Genomic DNA, 25,053 nt, shown 5'->3' with positions numbered 1-25,053 from the left:
AGAGCCATGGCAAAGATTAATTTATGAATCCAGTCGATCCCGTCGCTCTATTTGCACATCTGACTCAGCAGGGCCAAAATAGCAATTGTGTTTTGCTAGAGGCTGCTGATGTCAAAACAAGACTAGGCGAAAAAAGTATCCTCATGCCTAGAGCCGCGCTTAAGGCGACATGCCGCGGCCTTGAGGTGACCCTTGAAGCGCTCACTGAGTTTGGTGAGGTGAAGCGTCTGGAAATTATTGCCAAGACGCCGCTTGTATTTTCTCCGGTAGATCGAAGTCAAAGCTTAGAAGCCCAGCTCAAGCAGCCATCACCGCTGGATGTGCTCCGGGTGATGAGTCAGCTATCTGGCGTCAAAATGACTTTGGGCATGTTTTCATACGACTATGTTGATCTGGTTGAAGACCTGCCGGCAGCAAAAAGGGATTTGTTCGATCTGCCTGATTATGTGTTTTGGATTCCGGAAAGCTTAATCATTGTCGATCACGTTAAAAACCATGTGCGTATGTGGGAGCAGGGCGAACTGAGTGATAAGCCCTTCGAGCTGCCGCAATTTAAAAGAGAAGCGAGCGTTCAAAAAGCCTCCGGTGGGCAGATTAGCGTGGATATATTGGACGCTGATTTTGCAGACATTGTTGTGCAAATGAAGCGGCATATCGTCGCAGGCGATGTGTTTCAAATTGTTCCATCCCGAACATTTAGCGCGCCTTGCGAGGATCCTTTTGATGCTTATCTGCGGCTTAAGCTTGCGAACCCTAGTCCTTACATGTTCTATGTAAACGGCGGCGATTTTACTGCCTTCGGAAGCTCCCCAGAGACGTTTATCCGCGTAACTGATGAGCCCAAGAAGGTCGAAATTAGTCCAATTGCAGGTACGCGCACGCGGGGGGCAAACTTAGACTCGGATTCACGCAAAGAAGCTGAACTGCGCCTGGATACAAAAGAGCAAGCTGAGCACATGATGCTGGTTGACCTCGCTCGCAACGATATTGCAAGAGTATCGAAAAACGGCACGCGTTTTGTGCGAGAACTGTTGACCGTGGATCGTTATTCGCATGTCATGCATCTGGTTTCGCACGTGCAAGGGGAGCTGCGTGACGATTTGGATGCGCTGCATGCCTACCAAGCATCGCTTAATATGGGCACTTTGGTCGGGGCGCCCAAAGTTAAAGCAGCCGAGATTTTGAGAAAAACAGAGCACTCTAAGCGCGGCATCTACGGCGGCGCGGTCGGATATCTAGACAACCACGGTAATCTAAATACTGCAATCATGATTCGCTCTGCGTTCGTGAAAGACAAAGTTGCCTATGTGCGCGCCGGCGCCGGGGTAGTCTACGATTCGGACCCAGCGTCCGAAGTACAAGAGACCCATAACAAAGCGAAAGCCGTATTAAATGTTTTACTACCCTCTCCAGTTACTGGAGAGGGGCTGGGGGAGAGGTTTCCCGACAACCCCGTTTCAATCTTACTAATCGATAACTTCGACTCCTTCACTTTCAACCTAGAAGCCGAATTTAAAAACCTAGGTTGCCATGTGTCTGTCTGGCGCAACACCATTTCGGCTGACGAAGCGTTAAAGCTCGCCCTGGCAATGCCTGAGCCACGCATGATTGTGCTTTCCCCGGGACCTGGCGCACCCGCAGATGCCGGATGCATGATCGAGCTTATTCAAAAGTGTGGCTCCCGGATCCCGGTATTTGGCGTTTGCTTAGGCCATCAAGCGATGATCGAAGCTTTCGGCGGTGTCGTTGGACTTGCAGAAGCCACCGTTCATGGCAAAAGTGCTTTGATGAGCCATGATGAGCAAGGTGTGTTTAAAGGGCTCCCAAACCCAATGCCTGTGGCACGCTATCACTCACTTGCTGGGACGCAGATTCCCTTTGAGCTGGAACCTATTGCTTGGTGTGATGATACCAATATGGCTATTAGGCATAAGAAGTATCACATGCTCGGGGTTCAATTCCATCCGGAGTCGATCTTGACGCCGGAGGGCTCGAAGCTGATTCGCAACATTTTAAAATGGGCTCGGTCATGATTCAAATGTATTTCGATAAAATCATCAAAGGTGAGCTTGCTTTGGATGAAATCAAAAAGTTTTTGATGGATCTGAAAGCTCGAGGCGAAACCTCAGGAGATATTTCCGAAGCGGCACGGGCTTTATTAGCTGCAGCGCGGCCGTTTCCCAGGCCGGATTATTTATTTGCTGATTTGGTTGGAACCGGTGGTGATGAGCAGGGCACCTACAATATTTCAACGGCAGCATCCCTGGTTACGGCAGCCATGGGTTTGCCAGTGGCGAAACACGGCAATCGCTCGGTTTCTTCTAAATGCGGCTCGGCCGATGTGCTCATGAGTCTGGGCGCTAATTTAGAGATGCCCGCAGAGCTATCGCGCAGAAGTTTGGATGATATTGGGTTTTGTTTTCTCTTGGCGCCCTTATATCACCCGGGCATGAAGCATGCTGCGGCTGCGCGTAAGGCCTTAGGGGTTAGAACGATATTTAACGTACTCGGGCCGTTGGTGAATCCGGCGCGGCCTCCCGTGCAGCTTACCGGCGTGTATAAGCCTGAGTTATGCAGGCCTATGGCCGAGACTTTGCAGCGGCTTGGCGTAGATAAAGCACTGGTTGTTCATGGCGGTGGACTGGATGAAATTGCTATTCATGCGCCTACTACCGTGATGATTTTGTTGGCTGGCGAAATTACACAAGTCCAGTGGCAGCCGTTTGAACACCATTCGATAGAAGAGATAAGAGGCGGCGAGCCTGCTGAGAACGCTGCGTGGTTGCAAAGGTTGCTAAAGGGTAAAGCTGCACCGGCTCAATCCCAAGCAGTCGCGCTCAACGCTGGCGCTTTGGTTGCTCTTTCGCGCGCCCAAAACGCACAAGATTTAGGTGAAAACTCCCGTCAAACAGGATACGAAGAGGCGCTGGACACGATTTATTCGGGGAAAGCCTATGACAAACTCGACGCCTTTATTACGTATTCTAGAGAACAAGCGGTCTGAAGTCTCGCGCAGAGAAAGCGATAAGCCGCTCGAGTCTTTTAAGCGGAGCTTGGCGCGTTCAAATAGGCGCTTTAAAGGCGGCTTTATTCTTGAATGCAAAAAGGCCTCTCCTTCAGAAGGATTGATTCGCCCGGACTTTGATATTGAGCAGATCGCTCGGATTTATTCGCCCTTTGCTGGCGCTATTTCTGTGCTGGCGGATGAGAAGTTTTTTCAAGGAAGCTTGGATTATTTGCCGATCGTTCAGCAGGCGGCCAACTGCCCGGTGCTTTGCAAGGATTTCGTAATTGCGCCCTATCAAGTTTATGAAGCCCGGGCTTATCAAGCAGACATGATTTTGCTGATGCTGTCGGTTCTGGATGATGAGACTTATCGCGCTTGTGCAAAAGTCGCCCATGAGCTGCAAATGGATATTTTGACCGAAGTGCATGATGAGCAAGAGTTACAGCGCGCTCTGGCATTGGACGCACGCATTATCGGCGTTAATAATCGCGATTTTAAAACACTTAAAGTTAGCCTGGATGTCTCCAAACGATTGTTGCCGTTGATTCCTCGAGACAGGCTCGCTATTGTCGAATCAGGCATAGCTTCACACGCAGATATACGCTCGTTTAATATGGAGCCAAGACCGCCCGATGGCTTTTTAATCGGAACCTCTTTAATGAAGGTCCCCCGAATAGATTTGGCGCTTCGGGATTTAATGTTTGGCCGCGTCAAAATTTGCGGCCTGACTTCCGTTGAAGATGCCAAAGACGCCTACGATGCCGGTGCTGGTTTTGGGGGCTTAATATTTGCGCCCAGCTCACCCAGATGCATTGATATTACCCCGGGCAAGCAAATCAGCGATGCTGTACCGCTGCGATGGATAGGCGTGTTCGTAAACGCTCCGGTTGCCCAAGTAGTTGATTACGCCAAAACGCTAAACTTATACGCCGTCCAAATCCACGGCGAAGAACCCGAAAGCTACCTAGAAGACCTACGCAATCAGCTCCCGCATAATATAGAAATCTGGCGCCGCCTAACCCCTGACTCACCTGTGGGAGAGGGCACCCGCTTCGTGTTCGACACCCCCCACCCAACTCTGCGAGGCGGCACCGGCAAAACTTTCGACTGGTCGCTCATTCCAGATACTTTACCCAAAGATAAAATAATCCTAAGCGGCGGCCTCAATCCTAATAACGTCGTGCAAGCAGACGCCCTGGATTTTTGGGCCCTTGATGTCAACTCCGGCGTTGAAAATGCCCCAGGCAAAAAAGACAAAGAGAAGCTAAAAAAATTATTCGCAAATATCATGTTATCGACGTCATCTCGGTAGATCGCCCGACGCGCGCTCCTTCAGGAAAATCTAGATTGATTGCTGGAGGAAGACAAACATGTTCAGACTGCTCAATCTCGGGGTGCTTTTAGGCTCAATCCTGTTTTTCACGGCGACCAGCGCATCGGCTCACCCAAGCATTTCTTTTAACTGGGGAAACAGAACACCTAATAGACCTTATGTTGCTTATGCAGGACAAGCCTGTAGTAACTTCCCAAGGGGTCCGCATTGCGCGCCAGGCCTAATGTGTGTTGGCAATATGGGTTATGGCATTTGCCAGATGCCATACAGAGGCGGCCGTGGTGGACGCGGTGGCCATGGCATTCCGAATGGCCATGCAAATGGTGGCGGATTCTGGCGTCGTTAAGATATTGACGCTTAGGGATGCTGTTGTTAGTTCCTAAGCACTTATCATGACGCTCGACCTTGTCGCTCTTACCAAACCTCGTATTACCCTCATGACTCTCCTGGTGGCAGGAGGTTGTATGTTGTTGGCTGAGGCGACACTGGCTCCTGTTCAAGCGGCGCTCGCTTTGCTGGGGATCGCACTTTTAGTTTCCGGCTCAAGTGCGTTCAATATGTATCTCGAAAGAGATTACGACGGCTTAATGGCGCGAACCGCAACCCGACCCTTGCCTACCGGTAGACTTCAACCCGGTTGGGCATTGGGGGTGGGTTTTTTGACTTCACTATTAGCGATTCCTGTTTTATGGGTTTCGACCAACTTATTGACCGTCATGCTCGGTATGGCGTCACTCGTTGCTTACGTGTTGATTTACACCCCGATGAAAAGACTCAGCACCTGGGCCTTGGTTGTGGGGGCGTTTCCTGGCGCTATGCCGGCTCTCATGGGTTATACGGCAGTGTCTGGGCAGATTGATGCGGCAGGGCTGGCTTTGTTTGGGCTCGCTTTTTTTTGGCAGCTGCCGCATTTTATTGCCATAGGTATTTTTCGAAAAGAAGAATATATGAAAGCTGGTTATCCGGTGATTGTGCAAGTTACTGGTGAGCCTACGGCGATTGCTTTGACGATTTTAACCACCGTGCTCATTGTTGCGAATGCAGGTTTGTTGTGGTGGCTTGATGTCGGCGGCATGTTCTACGGTGTTATTAGCACGCTGTTGGGCTTTTGGTTTTTGACGCTGGCTGTGCTGGGCTATTTTTCTAAAGATATAAAAATCTGGGCTCGCAAATTATTTCGGGGCTCACTCATTTATCAAAGTGTTTTGTTTTTGTTGCTGGCGATCGACGGGCTCTTATGCAAGTTCATGTAAAGGACCTTTGTCATGCATATGGCAAAAAGGCTGTTTTAGATGCTGTCTCGTTTAATGTGAACTCCGGTGAAGTGGTTGGCATCTTAGGTGTTAACGGCGCAGGTAAAAGCACGCTACAAAAGCTTTTGTGCGGTTTGTTGCCGGTGCAGCAAGGTTACATCAGCCCCATTGCTAAAGAAAAACTCGGCGTGGTGTTTCAAGATGCCAGTTTGGATCCAAAGCTCACGGGCTTCGAAAATTTAAGGCTCTTTGCGGGTTTATATGCCGATGCCGTTGTTCCTGATACAGTTTCCGGTGTCGATTTAAACGTGCCGGTGAAACAGCTCTCGGGCGGTATGAAACGCAAGCTGGAAATAGCGCGTGTATTTGTTCATAATCCTTCTTTGGTACTGATGGATGAGCCGACCACAGGTTTAGATTTGCGGGCTTTCGAAGAGTTTTGGCATAATTTAAGATCTCGATCGGCAACGGTCTTGATTAATACGCATAAATCTGAAGAAGCCGAGCGCTGTGACCGTTTGTTGGTCATTCATGAAGGTCGCATTTTATTGTCCGAAACACCTGCAGAGTTTAAAAAACGGGTGTCGGGCGATCGCATTATCTTGCGCGTTAAAGGCGAGGGCGAAAAAGTGGTTATTGCTGAAGATGGGCATACTTTGGTGCCTCGGTTGGTGGAGTCCTACCCCCCGCAGATGGTGGAGTCTGTGGAAGTTCGTAGGCCCACTTTAGCAGATGCTTTCCTGCACGTGACCGGAGTGTCTCTCACATGAGCAACTGGCGAATGATCCGTGTGCTATTTGTGCGCGAGCTTCTTAAAATGGTTAAGGAGCCGTCCAGGTTGGTTGGAATTATCGTTCAGCCTTTAATTTTCTGGGTGGTTATTGGATCGGGGTTTGTGCCGAGTTTCAGGGTGGCAGATAACGCGAGCCTTGGTTATCAAGATTTTTTCTTTGTCGGCATTATTGCCATGGTGATTTTATTTTCTGCCATTTTTTCGACCATTACATTGATTGACGACAGAAATTCTGGGTTTATGCAGGCTGTGCTGGTCGCGCCTGGGGGTAGATTCGCTTTGGTGCTCGGCAAGGTGTTGGGCATTTCGGCTTTGGCAATGATTCAAGCCAGCCTTTTGATTATGATTGGCGCGTTATGCGGTTTTTCGATGGCGCAAACCGATTGGGCTCTTTTGGTCTTATTTCTGTTGCTGGGTAGCATGGCGCTGGCGTCTCTTGGCTTCGTGTTTGCTTGGGGTAGCTCGTCTACAGCGGCCTATCACGCGCTCATGGGCATGATTTTGATTCCGTTGTGGATTCTATCCGGTGCCATGTTTCCGCCAGATACCGCTTGGATGAAAGTGGTGGTACTTGTTAACCCCATTGCTTGGTTGGTTTCTGGGCTCAGGGCAGCTTTTGCTGGCGGGGTAGCACCTTTAGGAAGTGTGGTGCCGGCGTTAACGATGGATGTTTGCCTTATCGCACTAGCAATATTTGCCGCGGTCATGATAGGCCTAGGTAGCTGGCTATGTCGAAAAGGCTAACGAAAAACGGCTATGAACGCCTGAAATCTGAATATGAAGAGCTGCTTTTTGTCAAACGACCCAAAGTGGTTGGTGGCATTGCTACAGCTGCAGCCGAGGGCGATCGCTCTGAAAATGCGGAGTATATCTACGGCAAAAAACACCTGAGAGAGATTGATAAGCGACTGGCCTATCTGGGGGGTCTGTTAAAAGATGTCAAAGTCGTTGCAGCGGATCAGTTGGCTTTGGTAACGGTGAAAGACGAAGCGGGTGAAACCCGGGTTTTTCGTATTGTTGGCCAAGGCGAAACGGAATTTTACCCGGGTAGCATCTCCGAAGACTCGCCGATTGCTAAGGCCGTGCTTGATAAAAGGGCTGGTGAAACGGCAGAAGTGCATCGACCGAAGGGTCTTTGGCAGCTTGAGGTGGTTAAAATCGTATGAACTGGTTGCTGACCGTCACAGGCCCAGATGCGCCCGGCATCACTTCTGCTTTGACCGAGATCTTGGCGAGAGCAAACGCGCCTCTAAAAGACATTGAGCAGGTGGTGGTCCAAGGGCAGCTCACTTTATGTTTGTTGGTTGATACCAATTTCGAAAATAGTGCTGGGCAGGCGCTTTTAAACGAGCTGGTTTTTTATGCCAAAAAGTTGGGTCAGGAGCTGTCATATCGGTTAATTCCTGATGTTTGGCCGCAGGATGATAAACGGCGCTACGCACTAACCGTTATGGCTGAGCCAGTGACCGCTGAGGTTATGCATCAAATTTCTACTTTGCTGGCGAGTCACCGAGCGAACATTGAAGGTATTCGGCGCCTGAGCCATGGTGACTTATCATCGCTTGAAATTGGTCTGTCCATTTTAGAGTCTGATGCTGCAATATTGAAGCAAGCTTTGCTTCGAGAGCTTGCGGAAAATAACGTCGATATTGCTTTGCAACGTGAGAGCTTAACCCGGCGTAATAAGCGCCTGGTTGTGCTGGATATGGATTCGACGCTCATCCAAAATGAAGTCATCGATGAGCTCGCCCGCGCCCATGGCGTTTACGAAGCTGTGAGCGCCATCACGCACAGGGCCATGAGTGAGGGGTTAGACTTTGCTGAAAGTCTTCGGCAACGAGTAGCTTTATTAAAGGGTTTGCCTACCAGCGCAATTAATCAGATTGTTAAAGGCCTTGAACTTAGCCCGGGCGCGAAAGACCTTATCCGTGTGCTGAGAAGGCTCGGTTATCAAATCGGTATTATTTCCGGCGGGTTTGAGCAAGCAGCTTCTTATTTAAAAGATCTGCTCGGGCTCGATTTTTATTACGCCAATAGATTGGAAGAGAAAGATGGCCTGCTGACAGGCAAAGTAATAGCACCTATTGTGGATGCTCATCGTAAAGCTGATTTACTAGACACCATTGCGCAATCTAAAAAAATCCCGCTCGAGCAAACGATTGCCATTGGCGATGGTGCGAACGATGCTTTGATGCTGGCAAAAGCTGGGCTTGGCATTGCATTTCATGCCAAAGCAATCTTGAAGCAGTCAGCGGACACCACCATTAGTGCTGGTGGTCTTGAAAGGATTCTGTATTTATTGGGTATCCATGGCCGAGAAATACATGAGTTTTTGTGAACTAATTTTTGATTCAGTAGATGCTTCGACAGATCCTTTTGCCGTAGCATTGGAGCTGGCGCGAAAGGGGCTTGGTTTCACGCGCCCAAATCCGCCGGTCGGCTGTGTGGTCACCAAAAACGGTCAAATCATTGCGACGGGCCATCACATGAAGGCGGGTGGATTGCATGCTGAGGCGCAGGCCTTAGAAGCCGCCGGCGAGCACGCTCAAGGGGCAACGCTTTATGTCACGCTTGAGCCTTGCAACCATTTTGGCAGGACGCCTCCGTGTACTCAGAAAATCATACAGAGCGGGATTCGCAAAGTGATTTACGGTGTGATCGATCCAAATCCGCAGGTTCAAGGCGAGGGCATTAAAGCTCTCAAGAATGCCGGTATTGAAGTGACGCAGGTTGCAGACACCATTTTACGCCAAAGAGCTGAAGCGTTGATTCTACCGTTTAAAACTTGGATAGAAAAAAAGCGCCCTTACGTGATCGCTAAGATTGCTACTTCTTTAGATGGTAAGATTGCTTTCAAAACGGGTGAGCAAACTTGGATTACCGGCACTCAGACTAAGGCTCTAACGCACAAGTTGCGTGAAGTGATCGATATAATTGGTGTTGGGTCAAACACGGCTTTGGTTGATAAACCTGCGTTAACGGCTCGTTTTAATGAACGTGCAGCCCATCGCCAGCCTGATACCATCACTTTTCGCTCCAAAGATGGTTTAACAGATACTTTGGAAGATTTAGGCTCCAAAGGATATACCAGCCTACTCTTAGAAGGTGGCGGGATCATGCTGACCGCTTTCTTAAAAGCAGGTTTAGTCGATGAAATTGCATGGTTCACTGCCCCTAAGATTTTGGGGAACCAAGGCGTGCCAGCCATTCAGGAATTAAGCGCTCTCTATGACTATTCAAAAGAATCGTTTCTAAGGCAGGTGGGGGTTGATTTTTTGACCATTGTCTGCAAAAAGAGCACCCATGGCTAACCTCATTGATTTAATAGAACAAAAAGAAATCCGTACGGATCACCCGAAGTTCCGCGTGGGAGATACCTTGCGCGTTTCTTTTAAGATTAAGGAAGGCGAAAAAGAACGCGTCCAGGCTTTTGAAGGCGTATTGATCGCTGAGCGTGGCGCTGGCAATCGCAAAGCGATTACCGTTCGTAAAGTAAGCTTTTCTGAAGGTGTGGAACGTATTTTCCCACTTTCCAGCCCTCGAGTTGAAAAAATCGAAATCTTGCAAAGCGGCTTTGTCCGTCGCGCTAAGCTTTACTACTTGCGTGAACTTCGTGGTAAGAAAGCTCGTATTCGTGAACGAACCTAATTGGTATATCGCCGGCCTCGATGAAGCCGGCCGGGGCCCATTAGCCGGGCCCGTTGTTGCCGCTGCGGTGATTTTGAATCCAAAACGCCGCATATCCGGTTTATCAGACTCCAAAAAATTAAACGAAAAGCAGCGTGAAGCGCTGATTGAACCTATTTTTGAGCGATCTTTAGGGGTCGGCATCGGCATCGTATCTGCCGAAACCATCGATCAAATTAATATCTTACAGGCATCTTTGTTGGCGATGAAACTTGCTGTGCAGGATTTAAAAATCCCGGTCCATGAAGTTTGGGTAGACGGTAACCAGCGCGTAAAGTTCGAAATCGATATTGTCCAAAAGACCTTTGTCGGTGGAGACGACTTGCACCGCTGCATCATGGCCGCATCTATTGTCGCAAAAGTTCACAGAGATCGCCTGATGCTGGCCTACGCTGAGCAGTTCCCGGTCTATGGATTTGAACGCCACAAAGGCTATGGAACTGAAATGCATCTCAGCGCTCTGGCTCAATTTGGCCCATGCGCTATCCACAGAAATAGCTTCGCGCCTGTACGCAACCTGACTGTTTTATCCTGAACTACAAAATGGTCTTGACTATTTTGTGCTTCGGTCCAAAATAGTCATATGAGATACTTGACCCCTTATATCCAAAAGGACCTGCAAAAGAAGATGGTTTTTGTAGGCGGGCCTAGGCAGTGTGGAAAAACCACTTTGGCTAAGAGCCTGCTTTCTGGAGCTTCAGGACAGTATTTTAACTGGGATTATGACCAGGATCGTCAGGCAATCCTTGAGCAGCTATGGAAAGATAGCGATCAGTTACTCATATTTGATGAGCTTCATAAATTTCCCAGATGGAAGAATTGGATTAAGGGGTTGTATGACGTTCAAAAGGAACATCATCGGTTCTTAGTAACTGGCAGCGCGCGTTTGGATATATATAAACGAGGAGGCGACTCGCTTTTGGGCCGGTATCATTATTGGCGTCTTCATCCTTTTTCTCTAGCAGAGATTCCTAAGGGTATATCTGAAGCAGACGCATTAGAGCGCTTGATGACAGTAGGTGGTTTCCCTGAGCCCTTTTTGGACAATGATGAGACCCAGGCCAGAAGATGGCGTCGGGAACGTCTGGATCGCATTATCAAAGATGATGTCAGGGATTTAGAGCCCATTCGTGAACTCCAAACTTTGTCGCTTTTTGTGGATCAACTGAGATCTCGAGTAGGGGGCATGGTGGTTCTATCTAATATTGCCGAAGACTTACAGATTTCGCCAAAAACAGCTAAGCGATGGCTCGAATTGCTGGAGAAGATGTACCTGGTATTTACGGTTTACCCCTACACAAAGAACCTGCCCCGAGCGACCCAAAAACCTCCTAAGGTTTACTTTTTTGATAACGCAGATGTTCTTGGGGACGAAGGGGCAAAGTTCGAAAATTTGGTTGCGACGCATCTATTGAAGGAGTTGCAATTTAAGGAAGATCGAGATGGCTACAAATACGAACTAAAGTACATCCGGGACAAAGAGAAGCGAGAGGTAGACTTCGCGATTCTTAAAGATGGCGTGCTACATGAACTAATCGAAGTCAAATATTCCGACAGCGATATTTCGCCGGCTCTAAGCTATTATGCCGAGAAGCTCAGCCCCCCTAAAGCGACGCAGATTGTTGCTCGTTTAAAGCGCTCTTATTCCAAGGGTAGGTTGGTGGTCGAAACACCCTTTGAGGTGTTTAGAAACTCTGACCGATGGTGAACAGAAACTGCATGGCGGAGTCACCTGCAGGCATGCCTGGGGTGCCGTGTGGTCTTTTGACAAGCGGGAAGCCCCATTCGAAGCGTAGGGCGCCCATGGGGCTGAACCAGCGAAGTCCTACACCTGCAGCGCTATACAAACCTAGGCCATAGAAAGTCCCCAGGGGGTCATGATAGCCGGGGTATTTTTGGCCGATGTCTTTGTTGCCAATGTAGAAAAGGCCTTCTCCGGGTCCATACACGTTCCCCATATCGAAAAATGCAACGCCGAAGAGGTTGATTTGCTTAAGCAGCGGAAACTCAAGTTCTAAGTTTGCCAAAAACTGTTTGTTTCCACCCACCACAAGCTGTCTAATAGGACCTGGGCTAAATTGCTGCCCAACGTTTAGCACAGGGCCGATTGACTGGAAGTAATAGCCTCTAAGCCCTGTTTGGCTGCCAAGTTGGACACCGCCCAAGCGATAGTTTTCGGATAAAAGCGGCACGCCAAAAGTGTCTAAAACACCTAAATCGACATTCAGCTTCAACACCCAATTAGGCAAGAAGAACCAGGAGTTAAAATTATAGTAGCCTCTCATCGTTGAGCCATAACGGATGAAATTATTTGCCTGGGCATCTTGCCTCAAGAAGTTCAGACCACCGTTAATGCCTGTTGGCTTATTGTCCTGCGCGATTTTATTTTCCAAATCGGCCAACAAAATCGATCCAAAATAAGAGCTGGCAAACTCAGTCCTAAACTCTAAGAAATAGCCGGCCGTCGGAAAAATTCGATTGTTACGCTGATCCATTTGCAGAATAGGTCGCAGAGAGGTCGTGTAGCGCGCCTGATGCAAATGCCATCCCCAATAATTGACCCCGCCTTCAAGGCTGTCTTCAATGCGCACGCGTTCGCCTGTGAAGGATAAGAAAAAGCGTAAGTTTTCGAAATCGGGGACGTAAGGTTCAAAACCCCGAGAGGCATTTTGATACCATCGCTTGGACACGTCGCCCAAAAAATGCCCGATGGGATAGCCGAGGCTGGCTTCCCCGCCTGTACTGGCGCGGTAGTAGTCGCCGAAATATCGTTGCGTATCGTACGCCCTTAAAGAGAGCGATAAAGGCGCGTTGGCAACGTAGGTGATGTACGGGTCGATAAACTGCAATTCAAAGATGCGGCGATAGGCTGACCATTGAACGCTCCCCGTCAGAGATTGCCCACGGCCAAAAAGATTGTTTTGGCTGAGTTGAGCTTGAAAGAGAAAACCTTCGCCGCCGGTTCCATAACCGCCACCGACCTGAATGGAGCCCAATCTTTTTTCTTTTACTTCGATTTGGACATCCATGACATCAGGCTCATCACTTGGCTTCGTGGTGATTTTCACGCTTTCAAAATAGCCAAGCTGATTTAGCCGCTGTTCGCTTAAACGAAGCAGGGATGCTGAGTAAAGCTCGCCTTCATAGATGCGGAGCTCACGACGGATGACGTCGTCCATGGTGACTGCGTTGCCTTTGATGTCTAAGCGGCCAAAGTAAACCAAAGGGCCTGGGTCAACATCGAGTTTTAAATCGATGGTGGCTTCGCTTTCGTTGATGTGACTCTCTGGGGTGATATTCACATAAGCGTAGCCTTCGTCCTGGAATACCTCTTGGATGGCGCTGAGGTTTTGAACGAACAACGGCTTGTTGAAGGTGTCGCCGCTTTCTAGGTCAATCTTTTCTCTGAGGGATTCTTCCGAGTGTTCTAGTAGGTTTCCAGTGACTTCGAGTTGACCGAGTTTAAAAGATGGGCCTTCAACTAGGGAGATAAAAACCGAGATCCGCGTTTTATCAGGAGACAAAGTGGCTCTGGGTTTGCCGACTTGAACGTTCAAAAAGCCATGTTCTTGGTAGAATTGCTCAATGAGCAAGCCATCGATTTCGAGCATGTCTTCGTTGAAGATACCCCATTGCGTGACAAAGCTTAAGGGATGCTTTTCTTTGGTTCGCATGTGCGCTTTGATTTCGTCTGCGGAAAGCGACTTGTTGCCCAAAATGGTTATTGCTTCGACGCGAATCTTGGATTCTTCGTCTATGTGAAAGATAATATCCACAAAATCGGGTGCTTTATTTTTATCGGTGACGCCAACGTCTTCTTTTGGGGTCTTTTTGATTTCGTAGGCGACATGGGCCAGTAAAAAGCCTTTGTCTGTGTAAAGTTTTCGAATCTTTTCTGCATTTTCTTTGATTCGATTCATATCTGCGATTTGGTATGGCTTTAGATCGATTGCGCCGTTTAGGTCTTCTTCTGAGAGGTCGTCGTTTCCTTCGAACCGGATTTTAAAGATGGTGGCTTTTTCTTGTAATTTGTAGATTAAGATGAAGCTACCGTTGGGGCCGAGCTCTCTTTCTACAGAAATATCGGTAAAAAGGCCCATTTTGAAGATGCGGTGGATGTCTTCGGCGATGGTGGCTTTATCGAAGGGCTGGCCTATTTCAGTTTTTAATAAAACCAAAACAGCTTCGGGTTCTGCTTTTTGGGCACCTTCGATTTTAATTTCGTAGATATGCTCGGGCAGGGCTGACGCTGCTCGGAGTACGCCTGGCAAGTTGGAGCGCTTTAGGGCCTCTTCAGCCAAAGGAGACAGCTTTCCGACCGGTAGGGCTCTGGAAATTGCTGGATCTCTGACATCGCTGGCCTTTTTTTTCTTGCTTGGTACGGGCGGTTGCGCGGGCATTCCCATCTGTCCGTGGGCCAATGGCAAAAAAATACAGAGGCCTAAAAATATTTTCAAGGACCGATTCATCACGCATTCGGATATAGAGTGCTCTATGATCTTGGTCTATAGCCTCCTCTCAGAAAATCGTGATCAGATCGCGAATCAATTGGCCAGCTATCTCCGCTCAGAAGCAAGGCCTTATGCTCGGATGTCGCGATTTGAGCTCAAAGAGTCCATGACTGGCATTTTAACTGCTTACTCAGATTATTTAATCTCCGAAAATAGGAACAAATTGAAAATCGTTTTAGGGTATTGGGTTAAGCGCCGCCTTTCGCAATCTTTCCAGGCAGGTGATATCTTAAAAGCGACTTTGAGTTTCGGTCCCGTATTGAGAGTTTTTTTGCAGGAAAGCTTTAGAAAGATGCCTGATGATCAAGGCGCAAACTTCAATAAAGCCATGAAACTTATCGAAGCTTCTGTGTTTAACATGGCGGATATTGTTATCGAATTGCTGGATGACCATAAACAAGCACCTCGTCCACCAAAATCAGTCGATTTATCCAAGATGATGATTTATCGAGGTTGAGCTATATACGCGGCCAAAGTAGCAGCAAGCTTTGCCGTAGTGTTTTGACGGTCATAAGGCGGCGCAAGTTCCACAATGTCTATCGCTATCACTTTGCCACTATCTCTAATCTGCTTCAGTAGAGGTAATACGGCATGCGGTAAAAGCCCGAGGGCTTGGGGCGCGCTCACGCCAGGCGCAAATGCTTCCGCAAAAACGTCTAAACAGATGCTTAAATAGATTTGCTCATGTTTGGCTAAGAAAGCCTCTATTTGAATGGAGGCCTCTTGCGATAAGTTTTCAGCCAACACATATGCAACATTCAACTTTGCAGCCGCTTCAAATAGAAAGTCAGCGTTGCCATAGGGTTGAATGCCTAAAACGAGATAGTCGAAAGTTAAATTTTTTTGCGCTCGTTCTGCAGCGATCTGGGTAAACGGGGTCCCGGAAGTTCCCAAACACCCATCCAACAACGGGCGAAGGTCAAAATGGGCGTCAAAATTAATAATCCCGCAGTTGTTGGCATCACCTAGGTAATTCGAAATGCCTTGAAATGTGCCCCAGGCGGTTTCATGTCCCCCGCCAATAACGATTGGCGTTTCGTCGTTGCGTAGTATTTCTGTTACTTGGCGTCCCAGTTGATATTGAGCGTCTTCTAAATTCTGATCTGCACAGTAAATATTGCCATAGTCATTATGGGTGACCTGAATTTTTGTTAAAGCCTCACGAAATGCGTCGGGCCCACTCGCTGCGCCTACACGCCCGTTATTGCGGCGTACACCCTCGTCGCAGGCAAAACCGATCAAGGCATAATTAATTTTTTCCATGGTGAATTATTTAGATCTAGCATGAGTTGCTGAAGTCCGTAAAGCCCGGTGCGGTGTGCTTCAGAAGAGACACTGCAAAAATTTGACACCTATAAAATACTTGATAGAATGACGTCGTGGCTTAAGTAAATCTTATAAGAAATATTCAGGCCTTGATGAGTAATGTTTAATGTTAATTAAAATGGAGGTTTAAATGGTTACCAGTAAAAATAAGAAAAATCGTCATGATAGTAAAGATAAACGTGGTTCCCCGGTCACGCCACCGACGATTCGCAAAAAGACAGAACTAAGCCGTAGTGGCGTGCGTTCTCACTAATGGACTAGAAATAAATAGTAAATAAATACGAAAAGCCAGCTAATATAAGCTGGCTTTTTTAGTTGGTGACGGTGGGTTTTTAGGTGGCGGAGAGAGAGGGATTCGAACCCTCGATACAGTTTCCCGTATACGCCCTTAGCAGGGGCGCGCCTTCAGCCACTCGGCCATCTCTCCAAAAAATCCAGCCTCTCGCCTATCAGCATTGATACGGCCCCGTCAATAGACTTGTTTCTAAGCCAAAATCGTTTTAGGAGTTCTATTCAAAGAGAGGCAATGACAAAATGACGATGTCGAACCACTACAAAAGTAACCTTCGGGACATATTTTTCAATTTATTTGAAGTGTTGGGCGTTCAGGAAAAAGTCCTTGGACAAGGCGTCCATAAAGATCAAGACGAAGCGATGGTGAGGGAGACACTGCAAGCTTTTGATGCTGTTTGTCAGGAAAAAATTGCGACAAGTTTTGCAGAAGGCGACAGAGTTCCGCTTAAGCTAGATGCCGAGGGTAACGTTAGTTTGCCAGAAGGCATGAAAAAGAGCATCGAGGCCTTTTATGCAGGCGATTGGCATCGCTTTGATGCGCCTGAGAGTGCAGGGGGGTTTCAATTTCCAAAGGCAGCCTACTGGGCATTTTTTGAACTTCTAGTCGGCGCGAATCCGCCGGTAGCGCTGTATACTTTCGGTGCTTGCGGTGCTGAATTAGTAACGCGTATGGGCACACCTGAGCAAATTAAGCGCTTCGAGAAAAACTTCATGGATCGCCACTGGGGTGCCACCATGGTGCTCACCGAAGCAGATGCCGGCAGTGATGTGGGCTCAGGCCGTGCTAAAGCACGACATATTCAAGGCGATGAGTGGGAGATTGAGGGCGTCAAACGCTTTATCACCAATGGCGATTTCGATACCGCCGAAAACATTCTGCATTTAGTGCTGGCCAGGCCAGAAGGGGCGGAAAGCGGGACCAAAGGGCTTTCGCTGTTTATTGTGCCTAAGTTTTGGGTTGATGAAAACGGCAAGATGGGCGAGCGCAATGGTGCCTATTGTACCAATATTGAAAAGAAGATGGGTATTAAAGGCTCAGCAACTTGTGAGATGACTTTCGGCGAAAAAAAGCCGGCCCGTGGTCTTTTGATGGGCAATGTGCATGACGGCATCAGACAGATGTTTAAAGTTATCGAGCGAGCCCGGATGGCTGTAGGCGTTAAGTCGATGTCAACTTTGTCGACCGCCTATTTGAATGCGCTGGATTATTGCCAATCACGTGTGCAGGGGCCCGATTTGGCTAATGCTATGGACAAGAACGCACCGCGCGTTCCAATTATTAGGCACCCAGATGTTCGTCGTATGTTGATGTTCCAAAAGAGTTATGCGGAGGCCATGCGTGCGCTTTGCTCATACGCTGCACTTATGCAGGATATTTCTTTGATGTCTGGCTCTAAAGAAGATGAGCGCATGCTGGATTTCTTGTTGCCGTTGGTAAAGGGTTACAATACGGACAAAGCCTATGAGATTCTGGGCACGTCTTTGCAGTGCTACGGCGGGTCCGGCTACCTGACCGACTATCCAATTGAACAGTATATTCGGGACCAAAAAATTGACTCGCTCTATGAAGGCACAACGCACATCCAGGCTTTGGATTTGATCTTTAGAAAGATCGCTAAAAACGGTGCCGCTACCCTTCAGGTGCTGCTTGAAAAGATGCGGGATACATTGAAGAACAAAGCCGCCAAAGATGTGTTGGCGCCTGAGTATGCGCTTTTGGAGCAAGCCGTTACCGATGCTGAAGGCGTCTTAATCCTGATGATGGGTAAGATGGGTGAATCGCTGTATCACGTAGGTTTGCAAGGCAATCGCATTCTCTTTGGCATTGCCGAGCTGGTGATGGGCTGGCTTATGATCTGGCAGGGCGAGGTTGCTGCGCAAAAGATGGCTTCTGCTACCGGCAAAGACAAAGCCTTCTATGAAGGCAAACTGGCCTCGGTCAGATTCTTTTGTAAAGAGGCATTGCCGAATCTAGGCATGACAAAAGCTGCCATCGAAAAAAGCGATTTAGGTTTGATGGCCATGTCAGACGAGGCGTTTTAAAACGATAGTTTGCTTTGCAAAGCCGGCACCAGACCTCTGATGTCCGGCGAGCTGCAAATCAAAAGCAAGTTTTCAAGCCGCGTTTTCAAAAGACGCGGATTTTTAGAACTTTGCTTGCTGAGTAGTTCGCTGAGCTTATTAAGCATCGTCACGACAACTGATTCGTCGCGATGAATTAACGCCTTGGATAAGATATCTTCATCTTGAGGAATTTGGTGACCCGATTCCAGTAGCGCATCGATGGTGCGCGTGACTTCGTCAGGGGTCACAGACCTTTTGATGGCTTCAAGAAAAATCTCATAGCTAAACAGTGGTGTCCCCGACAGGCGTCGGTTGGATTTTTCCACCGCTCTTTTAGGCGCAGCGACGATAGGCGTGCCGTCATTATCTGGAATGATAAGACGTTTTTTACCATCGAAAAGCGCATTCAAGTTTGCTTTATATTTTTCGTAACTTTGAGTTGAACGAGTAAACTGCCCTTGGGACATATTGTCGATTATGCCTTTCTCATCTATCAAAGTCAATATGAGACGACTTATCTTACTCAGACATGGTCAATCCACTTGGAACCAAGAAAACAGATTCACGGGGTGGGTTGACGTGGATTTAAGTGAGCAGGGCGTTTCAGAGGCAATCGCCGCCGGCAAGCAGCTTAGGGATACTCAGATCGATCAGGTGTTTTGCTCAAATCTAAAACGCGCACTTGATACGGCTCTCATAGCGCTGGAAGCGGCTGCTCAGGAAAATTGTCCGATTATTCAAGATGCGGCTTTAAACGAAAGAAATTATGGTGATTTGCAGGGTCTTAATAAAACCGAAGTCGAAAAGGAATATGGCGCTGACCAATTTAGGCTATGGCGCAGAAGTTATGCCACTCGCCCGCCCGGTGGTGAGAGCTTGCAGGATACCTATAAAAGGGTAATACCTTATTATAAAGCCAGCATAGAGCCATTGCTTAATGCGGGTAAGACTGTTTTAATTGTAGCCCATGGCAACTCACTCAGGGCTTTGCTAAAAGAATTAGAGCAGATTTCTGATGATAAAATTTCAGAACTCGAAATCCCGACCGGCCGTCCAATATTTTACGGAGAAGACAAATGACTTATTTTCCACCTACCGTTATCGAACAAACCCCTCGCGGTGAACGCGCCTATGATATTTGGTCGCGCCTATTAAAAGACCGCATTATCTTTTTGGGCACCGCGATTGATGATCATATTGCGAACTCCGTGGTGGCGCAGCTGCTATTTCTTGAAAGTGAAGACGCCAACAGGGACATTACTTTATATGTTAACTCGCCAGGCGGTTCGGTATCAGCGGGCTTGGCTATCTATGATGCCATGCAATATGTGAAATGTGACGTATCTACCATCTGCGTGGGCCAATCTGCATCCATGGGCGCTGTCTTGCTGGCCGCGGGTGCCAAAGGCAAACGTTTCATTCTGCCTCATTCCCGGGTGATGATTCACCAACCATTGGGCGGTGCGCAAGGGCAGGCCACGGATATCGAAATCCAGGCTCGTGAAATCCTAAAAATTAAAAAGCTTATCAACGAAATCTTAGTCAGACACACCGGAAAACCAGTTGAGCAAGTTGAGCGCGATACTGACCGAGATTTCTTCTTAGGTGCAGAAGAAGCCATTGCTTACGGTCTAGTTGATAAAGTCGTTGCACGGCATGAGGTTGGTTGATGTTGGTTGGGCGTAATGATGGCGGTGATTTAATTTGTTCTTTTTGCAATAAATCGCAAAAAGAGATTAAAAAGTTGGTTGCTGGCCCAGATGTTTATATTTGCGAAGACTGCATCGCTCTGTGCAATGATATTGTAGCGGATGAAATTCAAAAGCGTTCTGAACACGCCGAAGAAGAGCAGTTGCTAAAGCCTTTTGAGATCAAAGACATTTTGGACAAGTATGTCATTGGTCAAGAACGTGCCAAAAAAGTCTTAGCGGTAGCCGTTCATAACCATTATAAACGCATCATCAGCACGCTCGATACAACGGATGTTGAGCTGTCCAAAAGCAACATTTTACTGCTTGGCCCTACCGGCAGTGGCAAAACTTTGCTGGTGCAGACTTTAGCCCGCATCTTGAAAGTGCCATTTGCGATGGCAGACGCCACCAGCCTCACGGAAGCCGGCTACGTGGGTGAAGATGTTGAAACCATGATCGCCAATCTGCTTCAGGCTGCAGATGGGGATATCTCTAAAGCTGAGCGCGGCATCGTTTATATTGATGAAATCGATAAGATTATTCGAAAAAGCGAATCTCGGAGCATCACCCGGGATGTTTCCGGCGAAGGGGTTCAGCAAGCGTTGCTAAAGCTCATGGAAGGAACCCTGTGCAATGTGCCTCCCCGCGGCGGCCGCAAAAATCCACAGCAAGAGTTTTTGAAAGTTAACACCGCCCAAATCCTGTTTATCTGCGGTGGGGCTTTTGATGGTCTCGAAAAGATTATCGAAAATCGCGTTGGCCAAAAGGGCATCGGTTTTGGCGCTAAGGTCATGTCCAAAGGTGAACAGCGCCCCGCGGACTATTTGAAGCAGGTCCAGCCCGACGATTTACTGCAATATGGCCTGATTCCAGAGTTTGTGGGACGGCTCCCGGTCATAGCGACTCTAGAAGAACTCACCGAAGAAACTTTGATCCGCGTTTTGACTGAGCCACGCAATGCGCTGACGAAACAATACACCAGGCTGTTTGAAATAGATGGCGTTGCGTTAAAATTCACCGAAGAAGCTTTGAAGACGGCTGCCAAGCAAGCACTAGAGAAGAAAACAGGTGCTCGGGGCCTGAGAAGCATTCTTGAAGCTGCCATGCTTGAAGTTATGTACAACATTCCGAGCGAGAAAGATGTCACCGGAGTGATTGTTGATGAAGAAGCGATTCTGAAAAAGCGCCAGCCGGAAATCGTTCGTAATTAGGAGAGTTGCTTTCCGGATTAGTTTCTCGCTCCTTTTTGTTTTATAAGCAGGGAGTTCACATGAAACTAATCTCGAAATTAATAGCCGTGATGATGATGGTCGCTTCTATGTCTTTTGCGCATGACGAGCAATCAGCACCTGAGCCACAATGCACTTACTGTCAGAGCATCGGCAATGCAATGGTTGCGGCATTTGGCGCAGCTTCGTATACTTACGCATCCGCAAAATGTGCAACGTTGCAAAGTTTCAACGCTGCCGCCGTTGATAAAATTGATGGTTTGGTATTTGCTGCTTATACGAAAGTCATGCCATTGCTGAGCGGCTTGGTTGCTGCTGCTTCGGCCAAATGGAAAGGCGCTTCTAAGACCGAATAAACTTCTTAATAAGCAAGCAACTCTAAAGCTGCCAGCTGAATTTGCGCAGGCTGTGGCAGGGTTGCTGTTTCCAACACTTTAGAAAAACCGATGGGTATATCCAGTGCTGCGACTCGCCGTACTGGCGCGTCCAGATATTCGAAACAGTTTTCGTTAATCACCGACGTGATCTCGCCCGCGATGCCGCCGAAGCGGTGGTCCTCATGGACAATCAATGCACGGCCGGTCTTTTTTACCGTCTCTGCGATACCAGCGACATCCAGCGGCTTGATGGAACGCAGATCGAATACTTCGATGCTGTGGCCTTGCGCTTCCAACTCTTTGGCAACGTTCAGAGCCATATGAACGGTGTTGCCGTAAGTGATGATGCTCAAATCGCTGCCAGGATTTCGGACGCGGCCTTGGCCGAAGGGAATGGCATGTTCTGTGCCTAAGTTAGGGCCTTTGGCTTCAGCGCGATTATAAAGATATTTCGGTTCTAAAAAGAAGGTCATGCCTTGGGATCTGAGCGCGGTTCTAAGTAAACCGGCTGCGTCATCTGCAAAAGCTGGATACACCACTCGAACACCGGGCAAATGGCTCATGATGGCTTCAACGTTTTGTGAATGGTACAAACCACCAGTGATATAGCCGCCGGAGGCCAGTCTGAGCACCACGTTTGGTGCAAATTGGCCTTTGGTGCGCCAGTATTCGTGGCTCATCTCGACAATCTGTTCCATCGCGGGCCATACGTAGTCGGCAAACTGCGCTGCTTCAACCACAATGCGAATTTCAGGCTTAAAGCGTGATAATCCATTCGCGGTGCCAACGATAAAATCTTCAGCAATGGGTCCGTTATAAATGCGCTTGGGTCCAAACTTGGACAGCATGCCTTTGGTTAAGTTAAAAACTCCGCCCTTGTCTTTGGAGGCAACATCCTGACCCCATAAAAAAGTGTCCGGATTATGAGTAAACTCTTCGTGCAACGTCCGAGTAATCGCCTCTCGAAGCTTCTCCGCTTCAAGTCCCTCTCCAGTCGCTGGAGAGGGATTTAGGGTGAGGTCCGGCTCATATGCCGGTGGCATCGCAAACTCAAATACCGATTCAGCCGTTGGTATTGGCGCGGCTTCAGCATCTAAAGCTGCTTGGTCAAGCGCTGCAGCAACTTCTTCTTCGATCTTGGCTGCAACTTTGGGTTTCAGCATCGCCCTAAGTTTAATCAGTGGGTCTTTCTTTTGAGCGTCTTCAATGTCTGTTTTAAGGCGGTACAGATCGTGCGCATCGGAGTTTGAATGCGCGCCCATGCGGACACATTGGGCGTGAACCATGGCGGGGCCTTTACCACTTTTGATATAGGCCAGTGCTTCTTGCACAGCCTTATGCGAATCTTCAAAGTCGGTCCCATCGCAGCGAACGATGAGCATGTTTTTAAGGCCCGTGTAGTTGTCCACGACACATGGGTTAGCCGTCTGCTCGGATACAGGCACCGAAATGCCGTAGCCATTGTTTTGGATAACAAATAGGACCGGCAGCTTCTCTCTTGAGGCGCCGTTATAAGCTTCGTAGCAATAGCCTTCGGAGGTAGAAGATTCACCTTGAGAACAGAGCGCTACGCCGCCAGTTCCGTAGTAAACAATGCCTCGCGCAACACCGACCGCATGCAAGGCATGATTACCGGTACATGATGAAACGGATTGAATCCCGATGGAAGGCTTCGCAAAATGATTCGACATGTGCCTGCCGCCAGAGCCCGTGTCATCGTTTTTAGATAGGCCATTGAGCATTAACTCGTATGGCGTCATGCCTGCGGCTAGAACGGTTGCTGTATCGCGATAGTAGCTGAACAAGAAATCTTGGTCGGGCCTAAATGCCAAGCCCAAGGCAATCTGAATGCCTTCGTGCCCTGCGCATCGTGCGTGATATGACCAACCCATACCTCGGCGGATGTAAAGTGCAGCACGTTCATCTATTTGTCTTGCAGTATAGGCTAGGCGGTACCAACGTTCATTCACTGATATGTCCTCACGATCTCATCACTACATCCTCGAGCTGCCAGCCAATCAGCGATTTGAGCTTGGGGATATAAGGTTTTGAGGCACGTTAGAACAATCTGGGCTGCTTGGACAGAGTAATTGAGGTCCAGAAGGCTGAGTTTGTCAGCCGCTTCCTGCAATGGCTTAAGCCGCTCGCGCAACGCTGGTGAGTAGGCATCAATTTGAATAGGGGATTCAATAAAGAGATCACCCGATTCCAATGAATTTTCTAAGAGCGCTGCAAAGCCGGGGCCGATACGTCCTAAATCTTGGTGCAGATCTTCCAGCGGTCTGAAATCATATTCTTGTGGGGTCGGACCAAGCATTAAAATCGCTTTTTTGGCTGCGACGAGGCTTTCGGAATTCGACATGAGCAAGGCCAATGATTCGAATATCTCATTAACGAGTGAGTTTAGGTTGTCATGCTCTTCAAATAAAAGATGACGAAAAGGTCTAGGAAGCAAAGTTAGCATCGTGGTGTTTTCTCAATCGGTTCTAGCGTCTTGATGTTACTTCCGGCTTCGAATTCGCCCAAGTCGGTCATCTGACGGGCGCTCACCAGCACCCGGGTTTCGAAGCTTGCTACCGCTTGATTATAACTTTCCACTGAGTTTTTAAGATTTTTTCCGAGCTTTTCGAAGTGTTCCACCAAGACGCCAAGCCGGTCGCAGACTTCTTTAGCTTTAGCGGCGATGCGCTGGGCATTGTCATTGGAAGCTTCTTGTCGCCAACCGTAGGCAATAGCCCTGAGCATGGCGATCAGGGTCATGGGCGTGGCTAGGATAACATTTTGAGTTGCTGCGAATTCAATTAGATCGGCATGATGTGCCAGGGCGGTGGTTAAGAAAATCTCACCGGGCAAAAATAGGACCACAAACTCAGGCGATGGCTCAAAATGCTTCCAGTAGGCCTTTTTGGAAAGCTGCTGAATATGTTTTTTGAGCTGCGCGGCATGTTCGTCAAAACAATTTTGTTGATGGACTTTATCGTCCGATTCCACTGCGCGTAAATAGGCGGAAAGCGGGACCTTGGCGTCAACCACGATACATTTGTTACCGGGCAGTTTAACCACCAGATCCGGGCGAATGGTGTCGTTGTCGGTCGTCTTAACAACTTGCTCCTCGAAATCGCAATGAGACATCATGCCGGCTAGCTCAACCACGCGCTTAAGCTGAAACTCTCCCCAGCGTCCACGCGCCGTGGGTGAGTGAAGTGCTCTGGATAAAGTTTCCGTTTCTGTCTTCAGCAAGCTCACCTGATGATGCAAGGCTTGATAGGCACCTTCACGGCTTTTTTCCAAATCACGGATATGCTCATTCATTCTTTCGAGCGAGTCTTTAAGCGGAGATAAAACGCCCGTTTGAGCCAGCCCAATAAACGAATGGTTGTTTGCCAAGAGCGCTTTGGCCGATAGGTTTTGAAACCAAAAATAAAAAAGCACTGCCCCAAGCAATAGGCCTAGAATCAGCGCAATCGAAATCATTAGTATTTGCATGA

25 protein-coding genes and 1 tRNA gene are annotated in these 25,053 nt (G+C 48.3%); 19 read left to right on the top strand and 7 right to left on the bottom strand.

The genetic code is table 11. The features are described from left to right. Positions 1 to 23 precede the first annotated feature (23 nt). From V4534_03705 to V4534_03645, 13 genes are read left to right on the top strand one after another with little or no spacing between them, the layout of a single operon-like run. The gene (locus tag V4534_03705) at positions 24 to 2,033 is read left to right on the top strand and encodes an anthranilate synthase component 1 (GenBank protein MES2503962.1); all 2,010 of its coding nucleotides are present in this window, start codon (positions 24 to 26) and stop codon (positions 2,031 to 2,033) included. Then, positions 2,030 to 3,004 (top strand): anthranilate phosphoribosyltransferase, encoded by a 975-nt coding sequence (gene trpD / locus V4534_03700; protein MES2503961.1) that lies wholly within the window; start codon positions 2,030 to 2,032, stop codon positions 3,002 to 3,004. Before V4534_03705 ends, trpD begins: the two co-directional genes overlap by 4 nt. Continuing rightward, positions 2,955 to 4,319: a bifunctional indole-3-glycerol-phosphate synthase TrpC/phosphoribosylanthranilate isomerase TrpF gene (gene trpCF, locus V4534_03695; GenBank protein ID MES2503960.1), complete on the top strand. Its 1,365-nt coding sequence runs from the start codon at positions 2,955 to 2,957 to the stop codon at positions 4,317 to 4,319. The genes trpD and trpCF overlap by 50 nt, the downstream gene beginning before the upstream one ends. A 58-nt stretch (positions 4,320 to 4,377) precedes the next feature. Further along, on the top strand, positions 4,378 to 4,686 hold the full coding sequence (locus V4534_03690) for a hypothetical protein (protein MES2503959.1): 309 nt from the start codon (positions 4,378 to 4,380) through the stop codon (positions 4,684 to 4,686). Between the two features lie 46 nt (positions 4,687 to 4,732). Beyond that, on the top strand, positions 4,733 to 5,593 hold the full coding sequence (cyoE, locus tag V4534_03685; protein MES2503958.1) for a heme o synthase: 861 nt from the start codon (positions 4,733 to 4,735) through the stop codon (positions 5,591 to 5,593). Continuing rightward, positions 5,578 to 6,363, top strand: coding sequence for an ABC transporter ATP-binding protein (locus V4534_03680; GenBank protein ID MES2503957.1), 786 nt, complete (start codon positions 5,578 to 5,580; stop codon positions 6,361 to 6,363). The genes cyoE and V4534_03680 overlap by 16 nt, the downstream gene beginning before the upstream one ends. Further along, positions 6,360 to 7,130, top strand: a complete 771-nt coding sequence (locus V4534_03675; GenBank protein MES2503956.1) for an ABC transporter permease — start codon at positions 6,360 to 6,362, stop codon at positions 7,128 to 7,130. Before V4534_03680 ends, V4534_03675 begins: the two co-directional genes overlap by 4 nt. Then, positions 7,115 to 7,552 carry a GreA/GreB family elongation factor gene (locus V4534_03670; GenBank protein MES2503955.1) on the top strand — a complete coding sequence of 146 codons (438 nt, stop codon included), beginning with the start codon at positions 7,115 to 7,117 and terminating at the stop codon, positions 7,550 to 7,552. Before V4534_03675 ends, V4534_03670 begins: the two co-directional genes overlap by 16 nt. Next, the gene (gene serB, locus V4534_03665) at positions 7,549 to 8,724 is read left to right on the top strand and encodes a phosphoserine phosphatase SerB (protein ID MES2503954.1); all 1,176 of its coding nucleotides are present in this window, start codon (positions 7,549 to 7,551) and stop codon (positions 8,722 to 8,724) included. Before V4534_03670 ends, serB begins: the two co-directional genes overlap by 4 nt. After that, entirely contained in the window at positions 8,696 to 9,697 is a 1,002-nt protein-coding gene (gene ribD / locus V4534_03660; protein MES2503953.1) for a bifunctional diaminohydroxyphosphoribosylaminopyrimidine deaminase/5-amino-6-(5-phosphoribosylamino)uracil reductase RibD, read from the top strand. The genes serB and ribD overlap by 29 nt, the downstream gene beginning before the upstream one ends. Beyond that, entirely contained in the window at positions 9,690 to 10,034 is a 345-nt protein-coding gene (gene rplS / locus V4534_03655) for a 50S ribosomal protein L19 (protein ID MES2503952.1), read from the top strand. The genes ribD and rplS overlap by 8 nt, the downstream gene beginning before the upstream one ends. Continuing rightward, entirely contained in the window at positions 10,021 to 10,608 is a 588-nt protein-coding gene (locus V4534_03650) for a ribonuclease HII (protein ID MES2503951.1), read from the top strand. The genes rplS and V4534_03650 overlap by 14 nt, the downstream gene beginning before the upstream one ends. Positions 10,609 to 10,656: 48 nt before the next feature. Beyond that, positions 10,657 to 11,781 (top strand): ATP-binding protein, encoded by a 1,125-nt coding sequence (locus V4534_03645; protein ID MES2503950.1) that lies wholly within the window; start codon positions 10,657 to 10,659, stop codon positions 11,779 to 11,781. On the opposite strand, the gene bamA is transcribed toward V4534_03645, so the two are convergent. After that, positions 11,759 to 14,473, bottom strand: a complete 2,715-nt coding sequence (gene bamA / locus V4534_03640) for an outer membrane protein assembly factor BamA (GenBank protein MES2503949.1) — start codon at positions 14,471 to 14,473, stop codon at positions 11,759 to 11,761. The two genes, V4534_03645 and bamA, sit on opposite strands and share 23 nt — an antisense overlap. A 190-nt stretch (positions 14,474 to 14,663) precedes the next feature. Between bamA and V4534_03635 the strand changes: the two genes are divergently transcribed. Beyond that, on the top strand, positions 14,664 to 15,041 hold the full coding sequence (locus tag V4534_03635; GenBank protein ID MES2503948.1) for a hypothetical protein: 378 nt from the start codon (positions 14,664 to 14,666) through the stop codon (positions 15,039 to 15,041). Here V4534_03635 and hutG read toward each other — a convergent pair. Further along, on the bottom strand, positions 15,029 to 15,847 hold the full coding sequence (gene hutG / locus V4534_03630) for a formimidoylglutamase (GenBank protein MES2503947.1): 819 nt from the start codon (positions 15,845 to 15,847) through the stop codon (positions 15,029 to 15,031). The two genes, V4534_03635 and hutG, sit on opposite strands and share 13 nt — an antisense overlap. 400 nt (positions 15,848 to 16,247) lie before the next feature. Continuing rightward, positions 16,248 to 16,337 (bottom strand) — tRNA-Ser (locus tag V4534_03625). A 107-nt stretch (positions 16,338 to 16,444) separates the two neighbouring features. Between V4534_03625 and V4534_03620 the strand changes: the two genes are divergently transcribed. Then, positions 16,445 to 18,247, top strand: a complete 1,803-nt coding sequence (locus tag V4534_03620; GenBank protein MES2503946.1) for an acyl-CoA dehydrogenase — start codon at positions 16,445 to 16,447, stop codon at positions 18,245 to 18,247. On the opposite strand, the gene V4534_03615 is transcribed toward V4534_03620, so the two are convergent. After that, entirely contained in the window at positions 18,244 to 18,735 is a 492-nt protein-coding gene (locus V4534_03615) for a hypothetical protein (GenBank protein ID MES2503945.1), read from the bottom strand. The two genes, V4534_03620 and V4534_03615, sit on opposite strands and share 4 nt — an antisense overlap. Before the next feature lie 37 nt (positions 18,736 to 18,772). On the opposite strand from V4534_03615, the gene V4534_03610 reads away from it, so the two are divergent. From V4534_03610 to V4534_03595, 4 genes are read left to right on the top strand one after another with little or no spacing between them, the layout of a single operon-like run. Then, the gene (locus V4534_03610; GenBank protein ID MES2503944.1) at positions 18,773 to 19,348 is read left to right on the top strand and encodes a 2,3-diphosphoglycerate-dependent phosphoglycerate mutase; all 576 of its coding nucleotides are present in this window, start codon (positions 18,773 to 18,775) and stop codon (positions 19,346 to 19,348) included. Beyond that, positions 19,345 to 19,938 (top strand): ATP-dependent Clp endopeptidase proteolytic subunit ClpP, encoded by a 594-nt coding sequence (gene clpP, locus V4534_03605; protein MES2503943.1) that lies wholly within the window; start codon positions 19,345 to 19,347, stop codon positions 19,936 to 19,938. Before V4534_03610 ends, clpP begins: the two co-directional genes overlap by 4 nt. Then, positions 19,938 to 21,170 carry an ATP-dependent Clp protease ATP-binding subunit ClpX gene (clpX, locus tag V4534_03600; GenBank protein ID MES2503942.1) on the top strand — a complete coding sequence of 411 codons (1,233 nt, stop codon included), beginning with the start codon at positions 19,938 to 19,940 and terminating at the stop codon, positions 21,168 to 21,170. Before clpP ends, clpX begins: the two co-directional genes overlap by 1 nt. Before the next feature lie 59 nt (positions 21,171 to 21,229). After that, positions 21,230 to 21,544: a hypothetical protein gene (locus V4534_03595; GenBank protein ID MES2503941.1), complete on the top strand. Its 315-nt coding sequence runs from the start codon at positions 21,230 to 21,232 to the stop codon at positions 21,542 to 21,544. 5 nt (positions 21,545 to 21,549) lie between these two features. Here the strand turns inward: V4534_03595 and V4534_03590 are convergent, their stop codons facing one another. From V4534_03590 to V4534_03580, 3 genes are read right to left on the bottom strand one after another with little or no spacing between them, the layout of a single operon-like run. Beyond that, the gene (locus V4534_03590) at positions 21,550 to 23,535 is read right to left on the bottom strand and encodes a thiamine pyrophosphate-dependent enzyme (GenBank protein MES2503940.1); all 1,986 of its coding nucleotides are present in this window, start codon (positions 23,533 to 23,535) and stop codon (positions 21,550 to 21,552) included. Continuing rightward, complete coding sequence (locus tag V4534_03585) at positions 23,532 to 24,029, bottom strand: hypothetical protein (GenBank protein ID MES2503939.1); 498 nt, start codon at positions 24,027 to 24,029, stop codon at positions 23,532 to 23,534. The genes V4534_03590 and V4534_03585 overlap by 4 nt, the downstream gene beginning before the upstream one ends. Continuing rightward, entirely contained in the window at positions 24,023 to 25,051 is a 1,029-nt protein-coding gene (locus V4534_03580) for a DNA recombination protein RmuC (protein MES2503938.1), read from the bottom strand. The genes V4534_03585 and V4534_03580 overlap by 7 nt, the downstream gene beginning before the upstream one ends. Positions 25,052 to 25,053 lie beyond the last annotated feature (2 nt).

This window comes from Myxococcota bacterium (assembly GCA_040387835.1).
Taxonomy (GTDB): Bacteria; Myxococcota; UBA727; order UBA727; family JABDBI01; genus JAZKCZ01.
This window is presented reverse-complemented; position numbering and strand designations above follow the sequence as displayed.